Raw genomic sequence first — 18,081 nt, 5'->3', positions numbered from 1 at the left:
CCTCTTAGTCATAAGGACGCGCATTTACTGGCCGCCACTTCGATGGCGACACTCGCCCATGCGCGGTCCACCGCCGCTTGAACAGCCCGGTGCGGAGGGTGATGGCAAGGGTGCCGGCCATGCGCTGATGGCGGCTGCTAATGGCTGACCTGTGATCCATCGATGTGGATCACCGCCGAGTCAGCGAAGCTTAAACCGTCTAGCCAACCCGCTCGAACAATGCGGCCAGGCCCTGGCCGCCGCCGATGCACATCGTCTCGATACCGTAGCGCGCCTCGCGGCGCTGCATTTCGCGCAGCAGGGTGGCGAGGATGCGTCCGCCGGTTGCGCCGACCGGATGGCCAAGCGAAATGCCCGAGCCATGGACGTTCATGCGCTTGAAGTCGTCGATCCCGAAACCCCATTCGCGGGTGCAGGCGATCACTTGTGCTGCAAAGGCCTCGTTGAGTTCGATCAGGTCGATATCGGCCATCGTCAGCCCGGCGCGGTCGAGCGTCTTCGCGACCGCGGGCACCGGCCCGATCCCCATCGTCTTCGGCGGGACCCCCGCGACCGCCCACGACACCAGCCGCGCATAAGGGCGCAGCCCCAGCGCCTCGGCCTTCTCGCGCGTTGTCACGATGGCGACCGAAGCGCCGTCATTCTGGCCGCTCGCGTTGCCGGCGGTAACGGTCGATTCGGGGTCCTTCGCGGTGAGAGGGCGGAGCGTGCCCAGGCTTTCGGCGGTGACGCCCCGGCGGGGATGCTCGTCGAGCGCGACGGTCACGGTCTCCTTCTTGCCCTTGACCTCGACGGGGACGATCTCCTCGGCGAACACGCCGCTATCCTGTGCCGCGACCGCACGGCGGTGCGATTCGGCCGAGAAGGCGTCTTGTTCGGCGCGCGGGATGCCATAATCGCGCCGCAGATTTTCGGCGGTCTCGATCATGCCGCCGGGCACGGGGAAGTTGCAGCCGCCCGCCGTCACTCGCCCGCGCGCGAGCGCATCGTCGAAGCTCATCGCCGGGCCGCTTACGCCCCAGCGCATCTTCGTCGAGTAGAAGGGGGCATTGCTCATCGATTCCGCGCCGCCGGTCAGGACGAGGTCCGATCCGCCGGTGGCGACCTGCATCACGCCATAGATCAGCGCCTGCAGCCCCGATCCGCAGCGCCGGTCGATCTGGATGCCGCCCGCTTCGATCGGCAGCCCGGCGTCGAGCCCGACGACACGGCCCAGCGCGGGCGCGTCCATCGTCGGATAGCATTGCGCGAAGATGATGTCCTCGACCTCGGCAGGCGGCAGGCCGGTCCGCTCGATCAGCCCGCGCACCACCGCCGCGCCCAGCTCATGGGCGTGCAATGTCTTGAAGACGCCGCCGAAGCGGCCCACCGGGGTCCGCAGCGGTTCGCAGATCACCGTTTCGCGCAATGTCATTCTCCTTCGATCGTGGCGGTCATTGCCGGCGCGCCGGCGGGTCCGGCGGTCCAGGCCTCGGCGGCGCGGGCGGTGCCGGTCAGGTTGAGCGTGGCGTCCGCGCCGTCGAACAGCGGCGCGCGCGCGCGGAACTCGAACGACCGCGCCCGCGCGCCGGGATGCCGGCGTAGATAGAGGTCGATCAGCAATGTCGCCTGATAGGGGCCATGGACGACGAGGCCGGGATAGCCCTCGACATGGCGCGCATAGTCGCGGTCGTAATGAATGCGGTGGCTGTTGAAGGTCAGCGCCGAATATCGGAACAGCCGCACCGGATCGGCGTGATAAGGCTCGGCGGTCTCGCCCGGTGCTTTGGCGGCGGCGGGCGGCGGCGGGGCCGCGCTGCTGTCCGCCGGCGCGCGATAGACGATATCCTGCCGTTCCTCGATCGCGAGGCCGGCTCGGATGCTGATCCGGTGGCCGACCGTAACGAAGACCATGTCTCCGCTCGCGCCCGATTTGGCGGCGACGTCGACGATCGTCGAGACGCGTTCGATCGGCTCGCCGATCATGATCGGTGCGTGGAAGGTGACGCCGCCGCCCGCCCACATGCGCCGGGGCAGCGGCACCGGTGGCAGGAAACCTCCGGTGCGGGGGTGGCCGTCCTCGCCGATATCGGATTGCCGCGCGCGCGGCAGGAAGTAGAGCCAGTGGCCCAGTGGCGGCACCTCTCCGGCCTGCCAGGGCGATGCGTCGTCGTGATCGAGTAGCGCGGCGAGGCCGGCCAGCGGCTCGGGCGCGGCGCTTCCCGCGACACGCTCCTCGCGCCCGATCCAGCTTTTCAGATGCTCGATGTCCACCGTAGACCTCCGTGGCCGCCTTATGAGCCAAGGCTGCGCCGATGTCGCGTGGACCAAAAAATTTAGCTGCGCACCATCAATTTTTCATGGCGGGGAGGTTGTCACAGCCGCCGTGAGGCGCGATGCGGGAGGCATGAAGCTGCGATCCCTCCTCTTCGTGCCGGGCGATCGGCCCGAGCGCTTTCCCAAGGCCGTCGCCAGCGGGGCCGACGCGCTGATCCTCGATCTCGAGGATTCGGTGTCGCCCGAAAACAAGCCCGCGGCACGCGCGGCGATTGCGCAGTGGCTCGGCGAGCCGCGCGACATTCCCTGTTTCGTCCGGATCAATCCGCTCGACGGCGATCATGCGCGCGCCGATCTCGACGCGGTGCTGGGCGCGGGCCCCGACGGGCTGATGCTTCCCAAGGCGGAAGGCGCGGCATCGGTGCGCAGGCTTGCCGAAATGGCGGGCGGATCGCTGCCGCCGGTCCTGCCGATCGCCAGCGAGACCGCCGCCGCGGTTTTCTTCCTCGGCAGCTATGGCGAGGTCGGCAAGCAGCTCGCGGGCCTGACCTGGGGCGCGGAGGATCTGCCCGCCGCGATCGGCGCGGCGACCTCGCGCAATCCCGATGGCAGCTATACCGCGCCCTATGAGATGGTCCGCGCGCTCACCCTGTTCGGCGCGCACGCCGCCGGGGTCGCGGCGATCGAGGCGGTCTATCCCAACATCGCCGATAGCGAGGGGCTGGCCGCCTATGTCGCACGCGGGCGGCGCGACGGCTTTACCGGCATGATGGCGATTCACCCGTCGCAGGTACCAATCATCAACGCCGGCTTCAGCCCCAGCGAGGCGGAGGTTGCCCATGCCAGGGCAGTGATCGCGATGTTCGCCGCCAATCCGGGGGCGGGGGCGCTCAAGCTCGACGGCAGGATGATCGACCGGCCGCATCTCAAGCAGGCCGAAGCGCTGCTGGCGCGCGCTGGATTGGCGGCGGACTGAGGCGCCGCTTCGGCGCGTTCCGCCGCCGAGCATGAGCAGGACTCATCCGGCCGCAGCGATGAGGCCTCCGGGCGGTAATTGACGTTTCTCCCAGGTCTTCCAGGCGTTGATCGGCGGGCCTGACCGGGGTGGGCTGACGCTGTCCGCGCTCCTATACGGGAAAGCCCTGCCGGTCCTGCGGGCGCGGGAAGGTCACCGCCTGCGGTCGGAACCTAGCTCTGCAGGAACCAGCGCTCAGACCCTTCGAGGCCGATCGCGGTGAGCTTGCCGGTCGCATAGGCGCCGGTGTCGATGCCGATCCGGTTGGCGCGCTCGTCGATCTGCTCCGAAACCGAATGGCCGTGCACGATCATCCTCCCGTGGTTGACGGGCGATTCGAGGAATTCCTTGCGGATCCAGCGGAGGTCCGACGGGAGCTGGCTGTCCAATGCAATCCCCGGCCGGACCCCGGCGTGAACGAACAGATAGTCTCCGACTTCGTGAACGAGGCGCAATTTGCGCATCCATTGTAGATGATCGGCCGGGATGGCGGCGCGGATCATGTCGATGATGCCCGCGGGATCGGCATTGTCGTAATCCTGCGCCAGCACGCCGTAGCTCAGCAGGGTTTCGCGCCCGCCCATCTTGTGGAACAGCGCGGCGGCGCGGCGATTGCCGTCGGCCGCGGACAACAGGGTCTCCTCGTGGTTGCCCATCAGGAACACCACGCGTTCCTGGCCGATATCGAGCCGCATCATGAGCTCGATCACCTCACGCGACCCGGGCCCGCGGTCGATATAGTCACCGACGAAGAGCAGCCGCGTATCGGCCGCCCCCCGCCGCGTGTCGTCGTCATCGATCGATTTTATCAGGCGGTTGAGCTCGGCATAGCAACCGTGGATATCGCCGATCGCATACCATCGCTGCTGTTCCGGCACCGCAAAACAATGCCGCGGCCGACGCCAGAAGGTCAGAAAATCAGTTACCGCCACTAAAATTGTCCGTCATGGATCGAGGCAGCGCTCTATTGGCCCCTTCGACCTGGGTAGGCAAGAGACGTCCATGCGGCCAGTCCCGTTCACTGCCGTCTGATTATTGCCGGTGCACTATACAAAAGCATAACGACTATTTCGCACCGAAGCCTGTAATGGCAATTTTAACAGTTCTGATCGCAACCAGAATATCGATCCAAACAGAGAAGTTTTTGATATAGTAAAAGTCATATTGGAGTTTGTAGTTAATCGCGTCGAGGTCTGTGACATGACCTTGATGGACCTGCGCCCAGCCCGTGATTCCCGGCCTCACGATATGACGGTAAAGGTAGAAGGGGATTTCGTTCTCATACCATTGCGATAGCGAAATCGCCTCCGGTCGAGGACCGATCCAGCTCATTTGTCCCGCTAGGATATTGAAAATCTGGGGAAGTTCATCGATCCGCGAGCGCCGGAGCCAACGGCCTGCCCCCGTGATACGGCTGTCACCCGTCAGGGTCGTCGCAGCCGATACATCGGGTTCGCCCGCCTCGAGGCGTTGATGCATTGTGCGAAACTTGATTATGCGAAAAGGGCGGCCGCCGGCGCCCATACGCATCTGCCGAAAGAGGGCTGGCCCAGGTGAGTCCAGCCGAATCCAGATGCCGATGGTTAAAAATAGCGGCAGCAGAAGGGGTAAGAGGATCAGGGCGGCCAACAGGTCCGTTGCCCTCTTGGCTTTGCGCCAGGCGAGATTCGGCAGGAGCGACCCAAAATTATTCTCGGAGAGATGCTCGATGGTTACTCGACCTGTCAGCGATTCGAGTAGCTGCTTGCTATGGAGCACCGTGCGCCCCTGCACTGCGGCTTCGGCAAGCATCCTTTCCCAATGGGGCTCATGATCGCGCCGGAAATCGGCTACGATATAGGCGCCGGGATCTCGAGGCGTCTCTGGCCTCTCCATCTGGACCCATTCAACTTCTCTCGGGAGGTCGAGACCCTGCAGATCAAAACCGGGCACCAGATAAAAGCGCCGCTGTGTACGGGGAAGCAGGTAAATGCTGAGAAGAAAAACGATGATGACAGAAGCCACAAAAGTAGCTGCCAGATAAACGCTGCCATAATCGACACGAAGCGCAAGCATCCCCGTGAGGACGATGCCGAAGGATCCCGCGAAAGACGGTAATATATAACCGAACGTGCGTGTGCCGGGAAACGCTGTCACTCGGCGAAGCATTACCAGGCCAAGCCCCAGCGCAATTGTTGCGCCGAAGAAACTGTTCAGGAATCCGCCAACCGCGATCGCCTGGTTGATTCCGCCATAACGCACGACGGCTGGTAGTAAAACAGCGAGTACGAAACCGATCAAAAACTGCGCAGACAAGGCGTTTAATGCGCTGACCTGAGCCAAGGGCATATGGCGTTCCCGGTTCATCAGCACAGATTTGTCTTCCTGTGGGCGACTGATCCTCGCCAATCGCCCATTAATGAAGCGCCCTTAAAGACAGAGTGATCCCAGACACAACGGCAGCGATTAAATATGATGGATCGGTGCATGTGAGTAAGATGGTTCGCCCCGCGATGCCGACTGGATCGCCTTCGGTAGCGTTGCCCATTTCGAAATCTTATATCAACCCCTAATTGGCGCTGGGCAAAACCGAGCCTCCCGGGGTGCTAGCTTATAAGGGATTGGGATGTAACGTTTTCTTGTAGGGTGCCTGTTCGGCATATGATCGGCGAGCGCTCTGTAAAGCGCGTGACTATCAAGTCTGCAGTCCTGGAAAGCTGGTCCGCGGCGGCAAGCCGATCTGGCAGCGCCAGATTGCATTCTCGTTGTCGCACTGTACCAAACTCAGCCGCCGGATACCAAGTCTGTCACGGCGAACGAAAAGTACATGTCAGTTGTTCGAAGGATATGCGTGCCCATGTCGGCCTCTTTCCACGCCATCATCGGGCGTTATGGTCGGCCCTTCTGGGCGCTCTGCCTTTTCATCACCCTGGTCTTCCTGCTCGGTGGAGGATCGCGCGCCAACATCGAATCACTGGTGATCCTGCGTCCGGTCTCCGCGATCATGTTTGGTTATGGCCTATGGGGGCTTCTGGCGGGCCGCACTGAGCGTGCGCCCTTTCTGCTTGCGCTGAGCTTGGCAACAGTCATCATATCCATTGCGCAGCTGATTCCCTTGCCGCCGGTGCTGTGGACGGTTTTGCCGGGGCGAAACTTGCTCCTTCAAATCGATCGCGCGGCGGCGCTAGGAGACGTGTGGAGGCCCCTTAGTCTTCTCCCTTCCGCGACATGGAACTCACTTTACGCGTTGATGGCCCCGATTGGGGTGCTGCTAATCGGGCTTCGGCTCAATAGGCATGAACGGTCCGCTTTGCTGCTGCTCTTGATCGGTTTGGGATCGCTCAGTGCCGTTGTTGCCGTATTTCAAATTGCCGGTCCCGTAACCGGGCCATTCTACCTGTATCGCTATACAAATTACGGGTCGGCGGTCGGTTTGTTCGCCAACCGGAATCACCAAGCTTTATTATTAGCCTGTATGGTTCCGATGCTGGCGGCATGGACGGCTCGTGATCATGGAGTGATCGCTGACCTGAGACTGCGAGCGGCCATCGCGATTTCGATCGGGGTTTTCCTCATTCCTTTGATTTTGGTGACGGGCTCGCGAGCAGGGCTGGTTGCGTTGGTTATGGGACTATCGAGCATCCCCTTTTTATGTACCCGCAATGTGCCAAATGGTCAGGATTCACCGCGGCTAAGAAGCGGTTTCTGGATGGTAGCGGTACCCTTACTGGGCTTTGCTCTGGTTGCTCTGACAGTAATGCTGGGCCGCGCGGATGCGATCGATAGGTTGCTGGAGCAGCATATGGAAACCGATGCCCGCATCGCGACTCTCGCACCATTGATCTCGATGGTGTTGACCTATTTCCCTGCGGGTTCGGGATTTGGTTCCTTTCCGGCGGTATTTCTTGTTGCTGAACCTGAACAGCTGCTGTCGCTGAAGACGTTCGGCCACGCGCACAACGACCTGATCGAGTTAGCTATCACTGGTGGCCTCCCTGCGCTGTTATTGTTACTGACCGCTTTGGTTGGGTTCGCGCATCTGGTCCGGCAATGGTTCGGGACTCGTATGCTGGCAGGCGATACGCACCGGCTGGCCGGTTCCGGAATCTGGATCGTGGCGATGGTTCTGCTGGCCAGCCTCGTCGATTACCCGTTGCGGGTGCCGTCGCTCGCCTGCCTGGCCGTGGTGGCGATCCTGTGGGCGAGGCCGGGGAATTATGAGGCTCCTGGCCAAAAAGAGCTTTGAAGCGATTGGTTTTGTTTTTACTAGAAAAGTTGCGGGCTGCTGCGGCTAGTTGGGGAAGTTCAGGAATGCGGGTTGTTCTGGTTCTGGTGGCGGTCGCCATGGTAATGGCGGGCTGTGCCGGCCCTCCAAAGCTTGGCGGTGCTCCGAATGTTCAGGTTCTTGACGCCACCGAGCTGCCGCCGCCGAGCGCGTCCGATCTCATCGAAACCGATCGTCCCTACATCGTCGGCCCGTTCGACAAGCTGGTTATCGATGTGTTCGGGATCACGGAACTGTCCGATCGCAAGGTGCAGGTCGATGCCAGCGGCCGGATATCCTTCCCGCTGGTGGGCGTCCTCGCCGTCGCGGGCAATACCCCTGGGCAAATCGAGACGCTCCTTCGCGACCGACTGGCGTCCCGCTATGTTCGGGATCCTCAGGTCACGGTCAATCTTCAGGAAACCGTAAGCCAGGTGGTGACCGTTGAGGGGCAAGTGAAAAAGCCCGGCCTTTATCCGGTGGTCGGACGGTTGACATTGCTGCGCGCGATCGCGCTGTCCGGCGGCACCGATGAGTTTTCGAAGCTCAATGAGATTGTCATCTTCCGGACGGTCAAGGGCGAGCAATATGCGGCGCTATATGATTTGAAGGCAATCCGTTTGGGTGCCTATAGCGATCCGGAAGTCTACGCGAATGATGTTGTCGTCGTAGGAGAATCTCGTGCGCGGCGCATCTTCAAGGATGTCTTGCAGGTCGTGCCACTATTCACGACGCCGCTCATCGTCGGCATCGACAGATTGGGCAGGTAATGGTTAGCACATCAGAGCTGCAGAACGAGCAGGCCGCTGCGCGGTCGCTCGGCGATAGGACTCCGGCCGCTTACGACAGCGACAGCTATGCGCTGCCGCCGGTAATCAAGCAATATTGGCACACGTCTCTTCGCTGGAAATGGCTGATTGCCGGGATCATTGGCGTCGCACTGGCCGCCGGGCTGCTGAGTACTTTGCTGACTGCGCCCCGCTATACGGCGAAGGCGCAGATAGAGATTAGCCGTGAACAGAAGAAGGTCACTAATGTCGAGGGGCTCGAATCCGATGCCGCCGACCGCGATATAGAGTTCTACGAAACCCAATATGCGCTGCTCCGTTCGCAGTCGCTTACTGATCGCGTAGTCAAGGGGCTCAACCTCGCACGACGCGAGGAGTTCTTCGCAGCACATGGCATTACGCTCGACCCGGAAATCTTTGGATCCGGAGGACGGGTGCCGCCGACGGCTTCGCAGCAGGCGGAGCGCGAGAAGCTTGCCGCCAAATTGTTGCTCGCCAATATACAGATTGCGCCCGTACGTCGTTCGCGCCTCGTTAACGTCAGCTACACGAGCCGATCGGCTGTCCTGTCAGCCCAGATCGCCAATAGCTGGACGCAGCAGTTTATCGGTGCGAGCATGGACCGTCAGCTGTCGTCAACCGCCGACGCACGGACCTTTCTCGAAGGCAGGCTGGCCGTCCTCCGTACGCGGCTGGAGCAGTCGGAGCGCGACCTCGTCGGCTTCGCATCGCGAAACAACATCATCACGCTCGGCACTACACGGGACGCCGAAGGTAAGACGCAGGTTCAGCGCACAATGGCTGCGACCGACCTTGAAGCTCTCAACGCGGCGCTGAATATTGCGACAGCGGACCGCATTGCGGCAGAAAGCCGCGCCGGCACCAGTCGCGGCGGCGAGGACAGCGTCGAGGCGCTGGCCAATACGACCATAGCACAACTGCGCCAGAAGCGTGCGGAAGCGGCGGCCGAATATGCCAAGATGCTCGTTCGCTTCGAACCGGATTATCCAGCTGTGAAGGCTTTGCGCGGTCAGATAACGGCCCTCGATGATTCGATCGCGCGTGAAACGTCGCGCGTCGCATCCAGCCGGATGATGACCTATCGGGAGGCCGTCGGGCGCGAAGCCGATCTGAAGCGACAGGTCGGAGGATTGAAAGCGCGGCTCGACGACGAACAGCGCAGCTCGATCCAATATAATATCTTCCAGCGCGAAGCGGACACCAATCGCGAGCTCTATGATGCGCTGCTGCAGCGCTATAAGGAGATCGGCGTCGCCGGTATGGTCGGCGTTAACAATATCGTGATCGTCGACCGGGCGTCTATCCCGGATCGCCCGTCGGCGCCGAGCCTGGCCAGGAACATGGCGCTTGCGCTGGTGGTCGGCCTTGGTCTGGCCGTGATTGCTATCCTGGCGCTCGAGCAGATCGATGAAGGCGTAAGTCATCCGGGACAGATTCAGCAGCTCTTCCAGCTGCCGACGCTCGGCCATGTTCCGCTGACCGATCTCGAGGTTGTGGCGAGCATGGATGATCCGAAGTCCTATTTCTCGGAAGCCTATTTCACGATCAGGTCGAATCTGGCGTTCACGACCGATCACGGCCTGCCGCGATCATTCATCGTCACCAGCACGCGACCCGCTGAGGGTAAGTCGACGACATCCTACGCCCTCGCCCGGATCATCGGACGAACCGGGAAGAATGTGCTGCTGATGGATGGCGACATGCGGTCGCCCGATGTCCATCACCTCATCGAAATGCCTAACACGGCAGGGCTTAGTAACCTTCTCGCGGGTGACGACAATGTCGGCGCGCTGATCCGCCCCACCAAATATAAGGGCGTGTCTGTACTGACTTCAGGACCCACGCCGCCCAGCGCCGCCGAATTGCTGAGCAGCGATAGGATAAAGGCGCTGGTCGCCGAGCTCCAGACCATGTTCGACCATGTGGTGATCGATGCTCCTCCGATTCTCGGGCTGAGTGATGCCCCGCTACTAGGACGCGCGGTTGAAGGCGCGGTGCTTGTCATTCAAGCGGAGGGCGCCGCTGTTCGCGGCATCCGCGCTGCGCTCGCGCGGCTGAGAATGGGCAATACGCCGGTGTTCGGGACGGTCCTCACCAAGCTCAAGGCGAGCGAGCTCGCGTACGGCTATGGCTATGGTTATGGCTACGGCTACGGTTATGGTTACGGGGAACGCGCCGACGGTCAGGCTGCCTGATCGGTACCCATGGAACGACTGATGGCATCGATCTGGGGGAAGGGAGTGATCCTGCTCCTTGCCCTGATCCTGGCCGCCGGGTCGCTGATGGACGCGCTGGCGAGCAACTGGCGGTTGACGCGTCCGAATGACGCCCTGCGGCTCCGGCCGAATGACGCTTTCGCCATCGCTTTCGCCGAGGATATTCGGATCTCCGGCGGAACGCTGACCCCCCAGATCGCGGCCGCAATGGCGGAGCGGGCGCGCACCGCGCTACGGTCGGAGCCGCTGACGCCTGCGGCGCTTCGTCAGGTCGGGACGGCAGAGGCTATGGCCAATCGTCCTGCCCAGGCCTTGCGGCTTTTCAAGCTTGCCCATCGCGTGTCGCGCCGTGAACTGGGTACGCTGGTATGGCTCATCGACTACAGCGTCAGCCAAGGTGACGGGGCGGCGGCGCTGGCACGCTTCGACGAAGCGCTGTCGACCAATGAGCTGGCAGCCGATCTATTGTTCGCGCCGCTTGCCAGCGCCATGTTCGATCCGCAGCTGCGCACAGGCTTGGCGGTTTATCTGACGGCAGAGCGGCCGTGGATGCCCGATTTCCTCCGCTATCTGCTCGACGACGACGAGGGCCGCAAATATGTTTCGGTAATGGTCCGGGATGCCGGCGGCTTACCGCAGACCTCTGATTATGACGGGATTGATGGGGCAATCCTGACATCATTGGCGCGCGATAAGGACTTTGCCGCCGCTCGCGCCTACCTGTTGTCAGTACCCGGCGGACCGGCGTTGTTGCGAGAGTCTGGCGTTACGGCCACGACCGCTGGCGATCAATATGGGCCCTTCGGGTGGAGATTGTCCACGCAGCCCGGGCTCGAAGCCTATGTGCGTGATGAGCGCGGACTCTCGGTCCGCGTCGGGCGCGACCGGCAGGGTTCGGTGGCACGTCGGTTTATGCTTTTGCCTGCGGGGGCGTACCGGCTGGATCGGCGATTCGAGGCAATGACCGGCGCGGCCGCCGCGGAGACCCGGTGGGAAATCTCATGCATCGGCGCGAAAGGTGGGTCGATCTGGTCCGACGTGGTGCCCGGCGAGGCCGAACCCCGCGCGCTTCGAACCCGTTTCGTCATCCCGGCCGGCTGCGCGGCGCAGGAGTTCGTGCTGACGGCGGGCGGCGGACGCAGCGAGGTCGACGCCGAAACCGAGATCAGCGATATTGTCGTGCAGGCCGATGGCCGATCGGTCCTTGACGCACCGCGCCCGCCCGAAGTGTCGAACGCGGAAGGTAGGGAATAAAGATGCTATCGATCGAGCTGGGGGGGCGGCACATCGGGGGTGGCCATGCCCCTTTCGTCATCGCGGAGGTTGCGCAGTCGCATGATGGTAATATCAACATTGCGCATAGCTTCATCGATGCGGCTGCCGACGCGGGTGCCGATGCGATAAAATATCAGACGCATACCGCAGCCGAAGAGACCACAACCGCCGAGCCTTGGCGCGTCAAGTTCAGCCGTATCGACGCATCCCGATACGATTATTGGGAGCGGATGGAGTTTCCCGAACAGGCGTGGCGCGATCTTGCTGCGCATGCTGCCGAGCGGGGACTTGTCTTCCTCAGCACCGCTTTTTCGTCCCAGGCGGTTGAGATGCTCGATCGTCTCGGCATGGCGGCGTGGAAGGTCGCGTCGGGCGAGATGACCAATCTGCCGCTGATCGAACAAATGGCGGCGACCGGCAAACCGGTGATGCTGTCGTCAGGCATGAGCCCCTTCGAGGAACTGGACAGGGCGGCGGCGGTCGTGCGGCGTCATGGAGCGCCGCTCGCGATGTTCCAGTGCACCACCGCCTATCCTTGTCCACCGGAACGGTGGGGGCTGAACGTCCTGCAGCAACTTCAGGAGCGTTATGATTGCCCCGTAGGCCTCTCGGATCACTCGGCGACGAGTCACGCGGGGCTTGCGGCGATCGCGCTGGGCGCGGCGCTGATTGAGGTACACGTTACTTTCCATCCCGCCATGTTCGGCCCGGATGTGCCCGCGTCGGTTACTTTCGAGGAATTACGGCGTCTGGTCGATGGTGGTCGACAGATACGCACCGCGCTCAACAGTCCGATCGACAAAGCGCAGGAGGCGGCCCGCCTTGCACCGCTACGGGCGATTTTCACGAAGAGCATCGTCGTAAAAGCAGACTTGCCAGCCGGTCATATCCTTAGCATGGACGACATCACCTTCCGCAAGCCTGGCGACGGGATTGCCGTATCGGACTATCGGGAGGTAATCGGTCGTTCCCTGAAAGTCGGAGTTGAAGCCGGCTCGCAACTTCGCTGGGCGCATCTGGAAGGCTGAGCCGCAGCTTTCCGTTTTGCCTCGCTGCTTCCAGTTCAGAGAAAATATGCGCAAGATTGCCGTCGTTGTCACCGCAAGGCCCAGCTATTCCCGGATCAAGACCGTGCTGGAGGCCGTGCGTAACCACCCCGATCTGGAGCTGCAGCTGATCGTCAGCGCGTCGGCGCTGTTGTCACGCTACGGCAGTGCGGTCGACGTGATCGAGCATGACGGGTTCGAGATCGCGGCGCGTGCCTATACGGTGCTTGAGGGTGACAAGCCCGAGCTGATGGCCAAGACGACCGGCATGGGTATGATCGAACTGGCGACGGTTTTTGGCAATCTGAAGCCCGATATCGTCGTCACCGTCGCGGACCGCTATGAGACAATGGCCACCGCGGTGACCGCCGCCTACATGAACATTCCGCTCGCCCATGTGCAGGGTGGCGAGATTACCGGAAACATCGATGAGAAGGTCCGCCACGCGATCACCAAGCTGGCGGATTATCATCTCGTGGCGTCGGACAAGGCGGCGGAGCGGGTCCTCCGCCTTGGCGAGGACGCCGCATCTGTCTTTGTGACCGGCTGTCCTTCGATCGATCTTGCGGTCGATGTACTCGAAAATCCGGCCTTCGATTTCGACCCTTATGCTAAATATGGTGGCGTGGGCGCGGCGCCCGATTTGTCGTCGGGTTATCTGGTGGTCCTCCAGCATCCGGTGACGACCGATTTCACGCATGCGCGCGATCATATCTTGGAAACGCTTCACGCGGTGCGCGCCTGTGGCCTGCCCTCTCTGTGTTTCTGGCCGAACACCGATGCCGGATCCGACGGCACCTCCAGCGGAATACGCTACTTCCGCGAAGCATTTGGGTCGGAAAATATCCATTTCTTCAAGAATATGGAACCGCAGGATTTCCTACGGTTGCTGCGCAACAGCCGCGCGATCGTCGGCAATTCGTCGGTTGCGATCCGGGAGTGCGCTTATCTCGGCGTGCCCGCGATAAATATCGGCGACCGCCAGGTCGGTCGGGACCGGGGCCTGAATGTGATGGATGTGGCTTATGACCGCGACGACATATTGCGGACGATCGAGGTCCATTGCGGCAAGGGGCGGCATGCGCAGGACCTGATCTATGGCGACGGTACCGCCGGCGCCCAGATCGCCGACATCCTTGCCCGCGTTGAGCTGCGCTTCCACAAGATGCTGCCTTTTTGATGACGGCTGGCCGGATATCCGATCCGTGGACGGGGCCGCCGCGCGTTCTTGCAGTCGTACCGGCGCGGGCGGGCTCCAAGGGGATAGTGGGCAAGAATATCCGGCTGTTGAACGGCATTCCGCTTCTGGCGCACGCTATCGGCTGCGCCAGACGGACCAAGCTGATTGACAGAGTCATCCTGACCACTGACAGCGAAGAGATCGCGGATATCGGGCGACGTTTCGGAGCGGAGGTGCCTTTCCTTCGCCCGGCCGCGCTCGCTGCCGACGAAACGCCGATGCTCGACGTGCTCGATCACGCGATTCATGCGGTGGCCGATGCCGGCTGGGCCCCGGACCTGATCGTCCTGCTGCAGCCTACCGCGCCGTTCCGGCGCGATCAGGACGTTGAGGCTGCTATCAGGATGCTGGGCGACGATCCGCAGGCGGATTCGGTCGTTAGCGTCGAACGCATCCCCGCACATTTCGCGCCGCAATGGGCAATGAAAGTCGTCGATGGGGCCCTGACCCCAGTGATCGAAGGCGCAATCGCTCCGCGGCGACAAGACATACCGCCCGCCTACACCCGCAACGGACAGTTTTACGTGACCCGGTGGGCAACCCTGGTTGAGGGCCGCTCGGTCTATGGGAATCGCTGCCTCGCCTACGAAACGGTGCACCGCGCAGTAAATCTGGACTCGCCGGAGGATTGGGAGGAGGCGGTGCGGTTGGCAGAGGACGTCGGGTTGCCGCTGTCATGAAGCCCGTTATCCTCATATCGATCAGCACCGGCTGGCATATCCGCAACTTCGAGCACACCGGTATCCTGCGCGAACTCGGCGCATTTGCCGACGTGCATGTCGCGGTCCCTTCCTATTTCCGCCGCTATTTCGAGACGCTCTACGAGCGGGGGGATGTCGCGGGCATAGTCAGTCTTCCGGAAGGAGAGGGTGCAGTCTGGACGCTGATCCGTCGTCTGAAGAAGCTCTCGCTACAGGCGGCGCATGACCTCAATACGGCGCGGATCAAGTTTATCGGGGGCGCGACGGGACCGATAGGTCGGGGATCCCGCGCTGTCCTTTGGCGCCTCGCCAGACTTTTGGCCGGGCACTGGCAGATTCGCTTGCTGGAGGCGATCGAGCGCCGGTTCCAGCCAGGCGTCCAGATTGACGAGAGCCGCAGACCCGCGCTGTTCGTGAACGCCTCGCCACTCGACCCGCGCGACATTCGTCTGCAGTGCAGCCTGCAACGGCTGGGTGTGCCAGCGGTCGCCATCATCCCCAGCTGGGATAATCTCTCAACCAAGGGTTGCATCTTGGAAAAGACCGATTGGGTCTTTGCATGGGGGCAGCAGCAGAAGGATGAGGTCGTGGCCTATTATCCGGCGATCCCGGCGAACCGGGTCCTGCTGGCGGGCGTGCCTCAGTTCGACGTCTATCGTGAACCTGAGCCGCCCCATTTCATTCGCGAAGCCTTCCTGCGATCGCTGGATATAGATCCGTCTCGTCGGGTGATCCTGTACGCTACATGCAGCGAAAGACATGAAGTCGGCGACCCTGCGATTATAGCGGACATCCTTGAGATCTTGAGGGGCAGCGACGACGGACATGATGTGCATTTGCTGGTGCGATGCCATCCTGCGGATCGGGCAGAACGCTATTCGCATCTCCTGTCCGAAGGGAATGTCACGATATTTCCGTCCTCGGTGGGTTCGGGGCAAAGCCTTTACGATTGGTCACCTCCCGATGACGAGATCGCGATACTGGCGGCGACGATGCGCCACAGCGAACTTTGCATAGCCACCGCATCGACGATGACGCTGGACGCCTTCGCTGCGCAGCGGCCGGTGATCAATATTGCGTACGATGTCCCCGAACGCATGAACTATTACGGGTCGGTGCGGCGATATTATGATTATACGCATTATCGCCCGCTCAATGTTTCCGGTACAATCGGGATGGTGCGAGCCAAAGCGCAACTGCGATCTGCTTTGGAAGAATGCCTCCTCCATCCCGATGATGGGAGGGCCGCGCGGGACTCGATGCTCGAATATTATTGCCATCGCCCTGCCAGCGGGAGCATCGCATTCATCGTAGAGCAGATCGGACGCATAGTTGGCGGGGATCAAGTCACGGCTTCAGATTTCCGCAACGCACTGGCGGAAAAGGTCGGTTGATGCGTGCAGGCAATGCCATTGAATCCGGGACCGGGCCAACTAACGGCAATGGTATCGGATTTTCGCTTAAATACGCATTTTTGCCCCGCATTTTCGCCCTATTGGTGGGGGCAACAGCGATTACGATTTTGATTCGCATTTTTTCCCCTGACGCACCCGATCCCTTGATCAGCACGGCAGCAATTTTTGTCCTGTTAGCCTCCGCTACGGTCGCCACCTTCTATCGTGACTTTGGTAATATGCTCCTGTGGGTACTCCTGGTCGAAGCGGCGCTACCCATTTATCAGCTATCACTTTACTTGATTTACGACCCTGATCCGATATTTTTCAAATTGCTTCCACTATTCATTGGTGTTTTGCTTTTACATTTTTCCGGACTGCGTTACAGTCGTGAGCAAAGCATTGAATATATATTGTGGATATTATGTAATATTCCTAGCTTCATAGTAGCAAGCCTTGATGATCGCTTTGAGCTTTCGAATGTTTCTGTATTATTATTTATAAATGTCTATTATCCTGTCGTAGTGCACTATGTTGCTCGACAGGCTCAGGCGAGCGGTATGACGCGTTCGCGTATGCGAGACTGTCTGGTCATTGCCGTGTTGGCGCAATGCGCCGTGCCGCTGATGCTGATGCCTCTTGAGCTGAGCTTCAGAGACACAGATTCGCTGGCGGCGCTGCAGTTTGGCGCACGCTCCTATGCGGTGATTGGGCTGGTGCTGCTGATATGGCCTCTATTTCTGGAGTCTGTGCCGCGCTGGAAGATATGGTGGCAGGCAGTCGCCTATGGCCTGATCATTGCGACTTTCGTTATTTCCTTCTCGCGTGGCGCGCTCGCGGTCGCGGCGGCTTTGCTATTGGGCAGCATTTTGTTCACGAATGGGCGAGCACGCGTGAGGATGGTGGTCGTGGTAATCGCGCTTGCCCTCGCGTTTGCATTGTTTGCGCTGATTTTCCCAGAAACCTATGACTCGGTCGCTGGTTTCTGGTTCCTCCGGCTCAACATCGCAAGCAATGACAGTTCGGGCTTCGTTTTCAACTTGGCCGAAATTGCCGATACCGGTCGCGGTGACATCTGGGGCTATGCTCTGACCTACATTCCGATGGCTCCGATCATGGGTCATGGTCTCGGCGCGACCCCCGAACTCATCAGGGAGGCGACTTGGGGCATGTTCGGTTTCAGCGGCATGCACAATCAGGTGCTAACGGTGTTGGTTGAGCGAGGTGTGATAGGTTTCCTGGGCTATGCTGCACTTATCTTCAGGATCGTGTATCTCATCCTTACGCGGGTTGAACCTATAATGATCCGATATCGATTCCTGTTCAGTTTCAGCATGTTTTTTATATTTGCGAATACGACGGGCGTTGAACTCTTCATCAATGGTTCAACGTTGATAAATGCAAGCGCCATCGTATTACTGTTTCTTATGGTGGCATATCTGGAAGGTCTCGGGCGGTATACGCGATTGCGCCGCAAATGAGTTTCTGGAAGCAATCCATACATTCCGGCGCCTATCGAATAGTCGGGGCGGTCCTCGCTTTTCTCGTCAGTGTCATAAATGCCCGCTGGTTGGGCCCGACCGAACTGGGCCTTCTGATCACGATCATGGCGACCATTGCCGTCGCATCCCGGATCCTGTCGTTCGGGCTTACCCAGGCTGCGCAATATTTCGCAGCGAACGAAGCTGGGAATTCCTATAGGAATCTTCCGGTCATCACGCTCATATCCCTTTCCCTATGCACCCTTGCGCTATCTATTTTAGCGTCGCCAATATCTACGGCCCTTAGCATTAAATTTTTTAATATCGATCAGAAGTCGGCATACGATATTTTAATTTATAATTTGCCATTGTATATGTTTAATTTGCACATATCGCTTTATATAC

Annotated in this window: 15 protein-coding genes; 11 read left to right on the top strand and 4 right to left on the bottom strand. The window is 60.7% G+C overall.

Annotated elements, in window-relative coordinates:
* Positions 1-199: 199 nt before the first annotated feature.
* Complete coding sequence (locus WP12_RS19685; protein WP_200894560.1) at positions 200-1,414, bottom strand: acetyl-CoA C-acetyltransferase; 1,215 nt, start codon at positions 1,412-1,414, stop codon at positions 200-202.
* The gene (locus tag WP12_RS19680) at positions 1,411-2,253 is read right to left on the bottom strand and encodes an FAS1-like dehydratase domain-containing protein (RefSeq protein WP_235399211.1); all 843 of its coding nucleotides are present in this window, start codon (positions 2,251-2,253) and stop codon (positions 1,411-1,413) included. The genes WP12_RS19685 and WP12_RS19680 overlap by 4 nt, the downstream gene beginning before the upstream one ends.
* Positions 2,254-2,386: 133 nt before the next feature.
* Here WP12_RS19680 and WP12_RS19675 point away from each other — a divergent pair, with 133 nt between their 5' ends.
* Positions 2,387-3,232: an HpcH/HpaI aldolase/citrate lyase family protein gene (locus tag WP12_RS19675; protein WP_046195390.1), complete on the top strand. Its 846-nt coding sequence runs from the start codon at positions 2,387-2,389 to the stop codon at positions 3,230-3,232.
* 212 nt (positions 3,233-3,444) lie between these two features.
* Here WP12_RS19675 and WP12_RS19670 read toward each other — a convergent pair whose 3' ends face one another.
* Both WP12_RS19670 and WP12_RS19665 read right to left on the bottom strand, forming a co-directional pair.
* On the bottom strand, positions 3,445-4,203 hold the full coding sequence (locus WP12_RS19670; RefSeq protein ID WP_052730513.1) for a metallophosphoesterase family protein: 759 nt from the start codon (positions 4,201-4,203) through the stop codon (positions 3,445-3,447).
* 133 nt (positions 4,204-4,336) lie between these two features.
* A complete protein-coding gene (locus tag WP12_RS19665; protein ID WP_046195389.1) occupies positions 4,337-5,617 on the bottom strand; it encodes a sugar transferase in 1,281 nt (426 codons plus the stop codon).
* A gap of 490 nt (positions 5,618-6,107) precedes the next feature.
* Here WP12_RS19665 and WP12_RS19660 point away from each other — a divergent pair, with 490 nt between their 5' ends.
* The 10 genes from WP12_RS19660 to WP12_RS19615 all read left to right on the top strand — a co-directional run.
* A complete protein-coding gene (locus WP12_RS19660) occupies positions 6,108-7,496 on the top strand; it encodes an O-antigen ligase family protein (RefSeq protein ID WP_052730512.1) in 1,389 nt (462 codons plus the stop codon).
* Between the two features lie 5 nt (positions 7,497-7,501).
* Entirely contained in the window at positions 7,502-8,284 is a 783-nt protein-coding gene (locus tag WP12_RS19655; protein ID WP_235399210.1) for a polysaccharide biosynthesis/export family protein, read from the top strand.
* Positions 8,284-10,518 (top strand): GumC family protein, encoded by a 2,235-nt coding sequence (locus WP12_RS19650; protein ID WP_084691255.1) that lies wholly within the window; start codon positions 8,284-8,286, stop codon positions 10,516-10,518. The genes WP12_RS19655 and WP12_RS19650 overlap by 1 nt, the downstream gene beginning before the upstream one ends.
* 21 nt (positions 10,519-10,539) lie before the next feature.
* Entirely contained in the window at positions 10,540-11,793 is a 1,254-nt protein-coding gene (locus tag WP12_RS19645; RefSeq protein WP_152664090.1) for a hypothetical protein, read from the top strand.
* A 2-nt stretch (positions 11,794-11,795) separates the two neighbouring features.
* Positions 11,796-12,842: an N-acetylneuraminate synthase family protein gene (locus WP12_RS19640; RefSeq protein WP_046195385.1), complete on the top strand. Its 1,047-nt coding sequence runs from the start codon at positions 11,796-11,798 to the stop codon at positions 12,840-12,842.
* Between the two features lie 46 nt (positions 12,843-12,888).
* Positions 12,889-14,040, top strand: coding sequence for a UDP-N-acetylglucosamine 2-epimerase (gene neuC / locus WP12_RS19635; RefSeq protein WP_046195384.1), 1,152 nt, complete (start codon positions 12,889-12,891; stop codon positions 14,038-14,040).
* Entirely contained in the window at positions 14,040-14,780 is a 741-nt protein-coding gene (locus WP12_RS19630) for an acylneuraminate cytidylyltransferase family protein (protein ID WP_046195383.1), read from the top strand. The genes neuC and WP12_RS19630 overlap by 1 nt, the downstream gene beginning before the upstream one ends.
* Positions 14,777-16,195: a hypothetical protein gene (locus WP12_RS19625; RefSeq protein WP_046195382.1), complete on the top strand. Its 1,419-nt coding sequence runs from the start codon at positions 14,777-14,779 to the stop codon at positions 16,193-16,195. Before WP12_RS19630 ends, WP12_RS19625 begins: the two co-directional genes overlap by 4 nt.
* Complete coding sequence (locus WP12_RS24360) at positions 16,195-17,676, top strand: O-antigen ligase family protein (protein WP_084691254.1); 1,482 nt, start codon at positions 16,195-16,197, stop codon at positions 17,674-17,676. Before WP12_RS19625 ends, WP12_RS24360 begins: the two co-directional genes overlap by 1 nt.
* On the top strand, positions 17,673-18,081 hold a 409-nt coding region (locus WP12_RS19615), incomplete at its 3' end, for an oligosaccharide flippase family protein (RefSeq protein ID WP_046195380.1). The genes WP12_RS24360 and WP12_RS19615, both read left to right, overlap by 4 nt.

This window comes from Sphingomonas sp. SRS2 (assembly GCF_000971055.1).
Taxonomy (GTDB): domain Bacteria; phylum Pseudomonadota; class Alphaproteobacteria; order Sphingomonadales; family Sphingomonadaceae; genus Rhizorhabdus.
The sequence above is the reverse complement of the archived record's forward strand: the minus strand, read 5'-3'. Positions and strand labels throughout refer to the sequence as shown.